The sequence below is a fragment of the Pseudobacteriovorax antillogorgiicola genome, from assembly GCF_900177345.1.
GTDB lineage: Bacteria > Bdellovibrionota_B > Oligoflexia > Oligoflexales > Oligoflexaceae > Pseudobacteriovorax > Pseudobacteriovorax antillogorgiicola.
The window spans coordinates 151,203-158,140 of record NZ_FWZT01000021.1 but is presented as its reverse complement, the minus strand read 5'-3'; the positions used below and the strand labels follow the sequence as shown (position 1 = coordinate 158,140).

Sequence of the window (6,938 nt, the reverse complement as noted above, 5' to 3'; positions counted from 1 at the left end):
CACTCAAATACCATCGCTACTTCAAAGCTTGGTATGAGAGCCCAGAAGATGCTAGTGAATGCTTGCAAAAGTTTTTTGGTTGGTACAACACTGAGTATTGACACATAAACCTTGGCTTGATAACGCAGTAGAACCTAATAATAGTAGATGGTTACAAAAAGATATCAAGCCATATATGCATGGCTTGTTTTGCTCCATGTGCTGATCAATCGAAGACAAACTCTAGTGCTGCTTCTACAAAGCAATCGTAGTTCGGTTCCGTCCTACTTCCAGAAAGGAAATATGGACCCATTGTGCGTCGCGCATCAGGCACATCTTCTAGGCCTTCTATAACAATTTCCACGCTGCAATTGAGCCGGTTAACACATTTTTTCTCCTTAGCTTCCCAGACTGCGGTTTGCCCAAATCGAACGCCAGGGTTATATCCTACACCTCTAGTCTCAGAACCAGCTGGAGACCCAACAGGCGTAAGATACTCAAGCGTACATCCAGTTTTTGTGATCAAAAAATTATAGCCGTCAACCGGGTCTAACTTATTTACAGATCTCCATTTGAATTTTGTTCCAGAATGATACTTTATCCAATCACCAATTGGTAACTTGAAACTCCCAACTCCCGCGCCATCTTCAAAAGTAGAGTATTCACCGGAAAGCTGCATATTAATATTTTCATTGTCTAGAGACCAAAGTGCATCGATTGCATTATCAGATGAAAATGCTGTTGTAGAAAGGCTTGCTAGAAAAAAGACTTTTTTAAACATAAGAGGCTCCAAAATTTAAAATGGTGTATTATCAACGCCACGACAGTCAACCCCATGTTGACGAAGACGTTCACAACTTTTAACTAGAGAATCAAACTTGCGATCTAGCGAAGTGTCGTCGCAGTTTGTTACAGAAACTACTAAAGCAAGGGATGTAGCAGCGAATGAGCTTATATCAAATGCTGTTGCAGCCACTTGCGCTTGAGGAAGGGGCGAGAGCTTGCATACATAACTAGATCCTTTTAAAAAAACCGCTGAAGCTCCAAAGGCTTTAGCAATCGAATCTCTGGTTTTGCATGCAAGCTCAAGCTCGAAATCGAGGCGCGCAGTAGAAGCCAAGCCGTATGGAATTGTAGGGCCAATCCCCGCAAAACACACGTCAGAAGGGGAAATACCAGTATCTTCAATTTCGTAGATCTCATCATCACGGTTACTTTTGGTGTTTGGAACTTCTATGACAACAGCTTTTCTTTTGAGATTTTCGAGCCACTTTTTTTCTTGCAAGTCTTCGCCATAACGTTCGTTGCTCATAGCAAGGCTTGGAACAAAAGAGGCTAGCAGAAATGGGAATATCGATCTTCTAATCACGATGGACTCCAAAAAGTTTGTCTGAATTTAGAAAGACAATAATTTCTGAAATTAATTGCAGCAATGGTAATTGCAATGGCCAATTGCTTTGTTGTGCAGCGCGGTCATTTATGAGATTAAAAAGTAGCCTTTACGCCTATTTGATGGGAGATTTTGAGAATGGTAATTGAGCCAATTGTTCAACGGATTGAACAATATCTAGGCGAACATAAAAGTCGCAATATGAGAACGCTAGAACGTAGGAGTGGGGTTAATTATTCCAGCATTCGCCGTTTGCTTCAGCGCGAAGTTTCGGACCCAAGTGTCGAAAAAACTTTATTTCCTCTATTAAGTGTTTTTATGGATAATAATGAAATTGTTAATCTCTTTAGAGAATGTAATATAGAATTTGCTAATCACTTAGAAAGCTATACCTCTTATAGTCAAGCAGCAGATTATCGTTACAAAGAGTTGGATCAAGTTATACTCGCTCTCGCTTCTAAGCCTGAAGGCGCGGAAATTTCGGCCATAGAAAGACATTACGGAACCATTGCTAAGAGCACTATAGAGACTCTTATAAGTCTTGAACTATTACGTCGTGAAGGCGACCGAGTATTTTCTGGGCGAACTCTACTAAATAAACCCCAAGAAATTCTTGATTGCATAAAAGCTGGCGTGGATTCTTTTGACACCGATCACTTGGGGAAGGGGGCGTACTATCACCATTTCCACGGGGCGATACCGGAAAGCTACTGTAAGCTTCTTTTGAAAAAGCAGCATGAGTGGGTGGAACTACTTAATGAAGCCGTTGAGAAAAAAGGCAATACTAACGAGAAGTGCGTTCCAGTGATACTTTCAGCTATCGGAGACTATATTGAGGAGACTGAAAAATGATTAATTTTCTTGTATCTATAGCATTGATTGCACCATCAGTATGTCTTGGCGATACGGTCGGAACTGGTGGCTTTGCCAAGCGCCAAATAACTCTTGAGTCGAATGAGTTCCGTTCTGTGCTTCGCTCAACCTTGCTATACGGTGAATTCGAAATCGAAGCCAAGACCCACAAAGTAACTAAAATCGATCGCGAATCAATGAAAATTGAATCCGAAGAGGTTCAAGTCGTGGCAAAGAAGTAGAGTATGGCAAATGAGTTAAGGAATGCTCCTAAGCTCCTATTAAGTACTGCAATTTCACTACATATAGTTGCAACCATAGTATTATGGTTGCCGCTCGATCAAGAGTTAACGAATGTAGCATGGAACAGTATTTAGCGGGCTTGGTGTGAACTGCGTGGCTAGGGATAGGTAAGTGGATGCTGTAAATTCTACTCCATGAGTTCTATAACTGTTACATTATGGCATAATTTGGTGGGAATCAATCCAACCACAGTTTCCCGTTTTTTTCCCTTGGCTAAACAGGCTGACGTAAACCAGGGCAATATCGTCATATTTTTAGGAAGTTAAGGAATTCGCAGGTAATAGAAGTTTAATGGCTTTGCTAGTAAAAGCCCTCATAAACATATTCTTCTTTGGTCAAAGTTTGACCCTTAGGCGGGTCTGACCCCAAGCCAACATGCTTGATCACTCGGCGAGATACTCCCCGCACGACGCAGGCCAGCTCATCGTTATCAACCCCTGGAACACGAGTGGAAATTAGGCTCCCATCTTCTCCTGTAGTGTAAAGACCATCCAAGACCAGAAGATGATAGTGAAGATTCAAATTGAGTGCTCCTCCCGCTCTCTGAAGAAACGACACTATCCCTGTTTCTCCGCCCTTTACACTAAGTTTTCTAGCTTTCTTGCTGCGGAGATAGTTATTGATTTCTGCGCAGAAGATCCCATTCACTTTTTTCAAAAGATCGTCATCGGAAGCCATCCGATAACGAAGCTCAAAGGGCACCGATAAGACCCAATGCCTCGTCGGTACAAAGGGGATCACATCGTCCGTTAGGTCAATAACTCTCTCTGACATTCTTCGGCCTGCACATGAGGGGCAAAAACCGCGACATTTGCAACTAAACGCAACTAATATCGACTCAGGACAGCTATCACATTTTAATCTCACAAAGCCTTGGGACAAAACGCCGCAAGCTAAGAATTTATCGAACTCCTTCTTTACGAAGTACGGCAGTGGCTTTTGAACAGGGTTACTTTCTAAGCCTCTAAAAAAATCCGCCAAATTCTGATGCAAAACCTGATACAGAAGGGTTGACTCTGGATCACGTCTCTTATATTCACAAAATGAATCTTCCATACAAAAATAGTTATTCGCCTTTTTGAATAGATGGAAGAGACATTCACACCTCTGCGATGACTTCTTTAGCTGCTACAAAAATCTGGCAAATTACATCTACTAGACTATGGTTGAAATATTTCTGAAAACGCTACTTCTCGTATAAATAAAATCAATGAATAATTGTTTGAGGTTAATGATCATTAGCACCCAATTAAACACCCCTGCTTGAGAATTAACAAATTGATTTTATTTATTAATTTTTATTCCTAATTATTTCTGATTTTTTTGGACCCTTGGTGAACCTTTTCCCAACTCACCCCGTCTAAGTCTATGTCTGAAAAACGGCACCCATTGGGGAGCCACTGTCTTTCAAAACTTAGGAGTATGATTATGAAACTGTACCAATGGATTCTGATGACAGCTCTCGTTGCAGCTCCCAGCCTATCGATGGCTCGGGGCGGTCACCATAAGCATTGGAAAGAGATGATGTCCCAGCTTGATCTAAGCGAAGAGCAACGGACTAAGATTAAAGATATACGCCAGTCGTCTCGGGACGAGCATAAGGAAACCCGTAAAACTCTCAAGGAAACTCGGCGGTCGTTCGAAGAGCTATTAGGAAGCGATGCCGCTGAAAGTGAAATTCGTAAGGCCCATGAAACCCTACAAGGTCTCAAGGCGAAGATGGCAGAGAAACGATTCGAGAACATGATGGCGATCCGTGCAATTTTAACTCCTGAGCAACGAAAGAAGTTTCATGAGCTACGTCCTAAAAAAGGCCGCCACCACCGCAACCATGACAACGACGACGATTAAGCCCATGCTTGACACTGTGCAAGACACACCGCAGGACTTTGAGTCTCTCTATAGGAGCCACCAGGATCGCGTTCGCGCGATCCTAGGTCGCTTGCTCCCTTGGGACGAACTGGATGATGCGGTACAAGAGACTTTCAGCAAGGTCTATTTTGGCCTCGATCAGTTTGATCACAAAAGCCGCTTGGACACTTGGATCTATCGGATTGCAGTGAACACGGCCTACGACTTCAACCGTAAGCGCCTCAGTTGGAAAAAGCTTCTCAGCTCGTGGCTTGAATCCCAACGGCTCTATCAATCGAACAGCAAGCTACCAAGCCTGGAGCTTGAAGACGCCTTAAACTCCCTGGCCTTTGCTGAACGCACCATTGTCGTACTATTTTATATGCAAGGTCATAATCAAGAAGAGATTAGCGAAATCCTTGCGATACCAGTGGGAACCGTGAAATCACGGCTTCATAAGGCTCGCCAAAAACTCGCCAAAATATTAAAGGAGGAAGACGATGAACGATCATGACATCAAAAAACGTTTGTCAAAACTCCCCAGGATTCCCGATGCCCATCCTCAGGAGTTTCAACGAATCATGGCACGGGTCAGGCAACAGGAATCAAGAGTGATTCCCCAGCCCTTGAAGATCGCGACGGGCGTTTTAGCCTTTTGTTTGGTTTGCGGTGTGGGTATCTGGCAGACTACCCAAGACCCCATCAGTGGCGAGCCAGCACCCCAGGATATGTCTTGGCTATTCGAATCTAGCACCAACAACCAGAGCTACAGCGAATCTGCCGTGGATGATTATATGTCTTTTGCCGACGCGCTGTAACACGCCGTCGGTAAAACCATGAAAAAAGCACCTTTTCCTATCATTTTCCGCCATTTTTTTATTTCCTAATACCTTTCTTTGGGCCACAATCGGGCTAACAACAACTATGTATTTATGCTCCAAGGCTGGACGCTCCTTCTGGTGGCGGAACCGGTCTTGGATTTCTTTTCCATACTTGTTGGGATGAGAATGATGAATCCTCACGATGCTGCCTTTACCTCAAGCAGCAACCACGAGGATGGATTATCCCTGGAAAGGAGTCTTGATGACACTTAACATACCGAATCAAACGATTCAGTTAAACAATCTCATAGGGGGTCAATGGCAACCTGGCCAAGGCCGCGAGCAAACCGTGACGAGCCCCTACACTGGGCAAGTGGTTGGCACGTTTCGGGAGGCTAGCCCCGAACAGGTCAACCACGCTGCTGCATCAGCTCAAGAGGCCTTTGCTATTTGGCGGAAGACCCCTCTCAAAGAGCGCACCCAAATTATGTTTCGATTTCGTGAAAAACTCGTGGAGCAGTTGGACGAGATTGCCAATATAGTAAGCCTTGAGAACGGCAAGACCTTGGGGGAATCAAAGGCTGGCTTGATGAAAGGGATCGAGGTTCTGGAGTTTGCCCTCTCCCTTCAAAACTTAGACAGTGGTGGCAAGATGGAGGTTTCTCGGGGTGTTCACTGTGAATATCGCCGGGAACCTTTGGGGGTGATTGCGAACATCACACCGTTTAACTTTCCTGCAATGGTTCCCATGTGGACGATTCCCATAGCACTGACCCTAGGCAACAGCTATATCTGGAAGCCATCGGAAAAGACCCCACTAACCTCCCGATGGATCAGCCAGGCGCTTTTAGATGCCGGCTTACCCAAAGGTGTTTTTACCGTTCTTCAAGGGGGTAAGGATGTTGTCGAAGCCGTCATCGACCACCAGTTAGTGAAAGCTGTGGGCTTTGTCGGTTCCAGCCACGTCGCTGAACTGGTCTACCAGCGAGGCAGTCAGCTTGGTAAGAGGGTTCTAGCCTTAGGAGGAGCCAAGAATCACATCGTCCTCCTTCCCGATGCACACCCTGAGATCTGTGGTGGCATCAGCGATTCGTTCACCGGCTGTGCCGGACAACGCTGTATGGCAGCCAGTGTCCTGCTTGCAGTTGGCGACTGTCAGGCTCAGATCGATCAGGTTGTAGCCCGGGCTGAATCCCAACGTGCTGGCTATGAAATCGGCGCTATTATCAGCCGCGAGCAGCTAGAATTTCTCCATCGAGCGATCGATCAGGCAGTTGCTGATGGTGCCAAGATCCTCGTGGATGGTCGCAAAGTCGAGCCACCTGAAGCCTATCGCGATGGCTATTGGCTTGGCCCAACAATCTTGGATCACGTTCAACCCGAAACCCAGGCTGCAACTCAAGAATTATTCGGTCCAATCCTATCGATCGTTCGCTGCAATAACATCAGCGAGGCGATGGTTATTGAAAACCGCAACCCTTACGGCAACGCCTGCTCGGTCTTCACCAACAACGGCGGGCTTGCGGAGCAAGTCGCCCAGCAAGCCAAGGCTGGGATGGTTGGTATCAACATTGGCGTCCCCGTCCCTCGGGAACCATTCTCCTTTGGTGGCATCGGCCGCTCAAAGTTTGGTCACGGGGATATAACCGGGGTACACAGCCTAAATTTTTGGTCGGATATGAAAAAGCTCACAAGTAAGTGGACGATGCAATCTGATCATAACTGGATGAGCTAAGGAGAAT

At 45.4% G+C, this 6,938-nt stretch carries 9 protein-coding genes; 6 read left to right on the top strand and 3 right to left on the bottom strand.

Annotated features, from left to right (window positions below; all coding sequences use genetic code 11):
- Window positions 1–205 precede the first annotated feature (205 nt).
- Together B9N89_RS23485 and B9N89_RS23480 are read right to left on the bottom strand one after the other, a co-directional pair.
- A complete protein-coding gene (locus B9N89_RS23485; protein WP_132323276.1) occupies window positions 206–760 on the bottom strand; it encodes a hypothetical protein in 555 nt (184 codons plus the stop codon).
- Between the two features lie 15 nt (window positions 761–775).
- Complete coding sequence (locus tag B9N89_RS23480; RefSeq protein WP_132323274.1) at window positions 776–1,348, bottom strand: hypothetical protein; 573 nt, start codon at window positions 1,346–1,348, stop codon at window positions 776–778.
- 159 nt (window positions 1,349–1,507) lie between these two features.
- Between B9N89_RS23480 and B9N89_RS23475 the strand changes: the two genes are divergently transcribed.
- Both B9N89_RS23475 and B9N89_RS23470 read left to right on the top strand, forming a co-directional pair.
- Entirely contained in the window at window positions 1,508–2,221 is a 714-nt protein-coding gene (locus tag B9N89_RS23475; RefSeq protein ID WP_132323272.1) for a hypothetical protein, read from the top strand.
- Window positions 2,218–2,463, top strand: coding sequence for a hypothetical protein (locus tag B9N89_RS23470; RefSeq protein ID WP_132323270.1), 246 nt, complete (start codon window positions 2,218–2,220; stop codon window positions 2,461–2,463). Before B9N89_RS23475 ends, B9N89_RS23470 begins: the two co-directional genes overlap by 4 nt.
- A 361-nt stretch (window positions 2,464–2,824) precedes the next feature.
- On the opposite strand, the gene B9N89_RS23465 is transcribed toward B9N89_RS23470, so the two are convergent.
- Window positions 2,825–3,580 (bottom strand): transposase zinc-binding domain-containing protein, encoded by a 756-nt coding sequence (locus B9N89_RS23465; protein ID WP_132323268.1) that lies wholly within the window; start codon window positions 3,578–3,580, stop codon window positions 2,825–2,827.
- Window positions 3,581–3,952: 372 nt separating this feature from the next.
- On the opposite strand from B9N89_RS23465, the gene B9N89_RS23460 reads away from it, so the two are divergent.
- The 4 genes from B9N89_RS23460 (at window position 3,953) to B9N89_RS23445 (ending at window position 6,931) form a co-directional block, all read left to right on the top strand.
- Entirely contained in the window at window positions 3,953–4,375 is a 423-nt protein-coding gene (locus B9N89_RS23460; protein ID WP_159455590.1) for a Spy/CpxP family protein refolding chaperone, read from the top strand.
- Complete coding sequence (locus B9N89_RS23455; protein ID WP_132323264.1) at window positions 4,317–4,889, top strand: RNA polymerase sigma factor; 573 nt, start codon at window positions 4,317–4,319, stop codon at window positions 4,887–4,889. The genes B9N89_RS23460 and B9N89_RS23455 overlap by 59 nt, the downstream gene beginning before the upstream one ends.
- A complete protein-coding gene (locus B9N89_RS23450; protein ID WP_132323262.1) occupies window positions 4,876–5,193 on the top strand; it encodes a hypothetical protein in 318 nt (105 codons plus the stop codon). The genes B9N89_RS23455 and B9N89_RS23450 overlap by 14 nt, the downstream gene beginning before the upstream one ends.
- 265 nt (window positions 5,194–5,458) lie before the next feature.
- A complete protein-coding gene (locus tag B9N89_RS23445; protein WP_132323260.1) occupies window positions 5,459–6,931 on the top strand; it encodes an aldehyde dehydrogenase family protein in 1,473 nt (490 codons plus the stop codon).
- Window positions 6,932–6,938: the final 7 nt, after the last annotated feature.

Bases quoted from the DNA above. Each gene is read 5' to 3' on its own strand.
- B9N89_RS23465 (WP_132323268.1), bottom strand. From the start codon at position 3,580: ATGGAAGATTCATTTTGTGAATATAAGAGACGTGATCCAGAGTCAACC.
- B9N89_RS23445 (WP_132323260.1), top strand. From the start codon at position 5,459: ATGACACTTAACATACCGAATCAAACGATTCAGTTAAACAATCTCATA.
- B9N89_RS23475 (WP_132323272.1), top strand. From the start codon at position 1,508: ATGGTAATTGAGCCAATTGTTCAACGGATTGAACAATATCTAGGCGAA.
- B9N89_RS23455 (WP_132323264.1), top strand. From the start codon at position 4,317: ATGAGCTACGTCCTAAAAAAGGCCGCCACCACCGCAACCATGACAACG.
- B9N89_RS23470 (WP_132323270.1), top strand. From the start codon at position 2,218: ATGATTAATTTTCTTGTATCTATAGCATTGATTGCACCATCAGTATGT.
- B9N89_RS23450 (WP_132323262.1), top strand. From the start codon at position 4,876: ATGAACGATCATGACATCAAAAAACGTTTGTCAAAACTCCCCAGGATT.
- B9N89_RS23485 (WP_132323276.1), bottom strand. From the start codon at position 760: ATGTTTAAAAAAGTCTTTTTTCTAGCAAGCCTTTCTACAACAGCATTT.
- B9N89_RS23460 (WP_159455590.1), top strand. From the start codon at position 3,953: ATGAAACTGTACCAATGGATTCTGATGACAGCTCTCGTTGCAGCTCCC.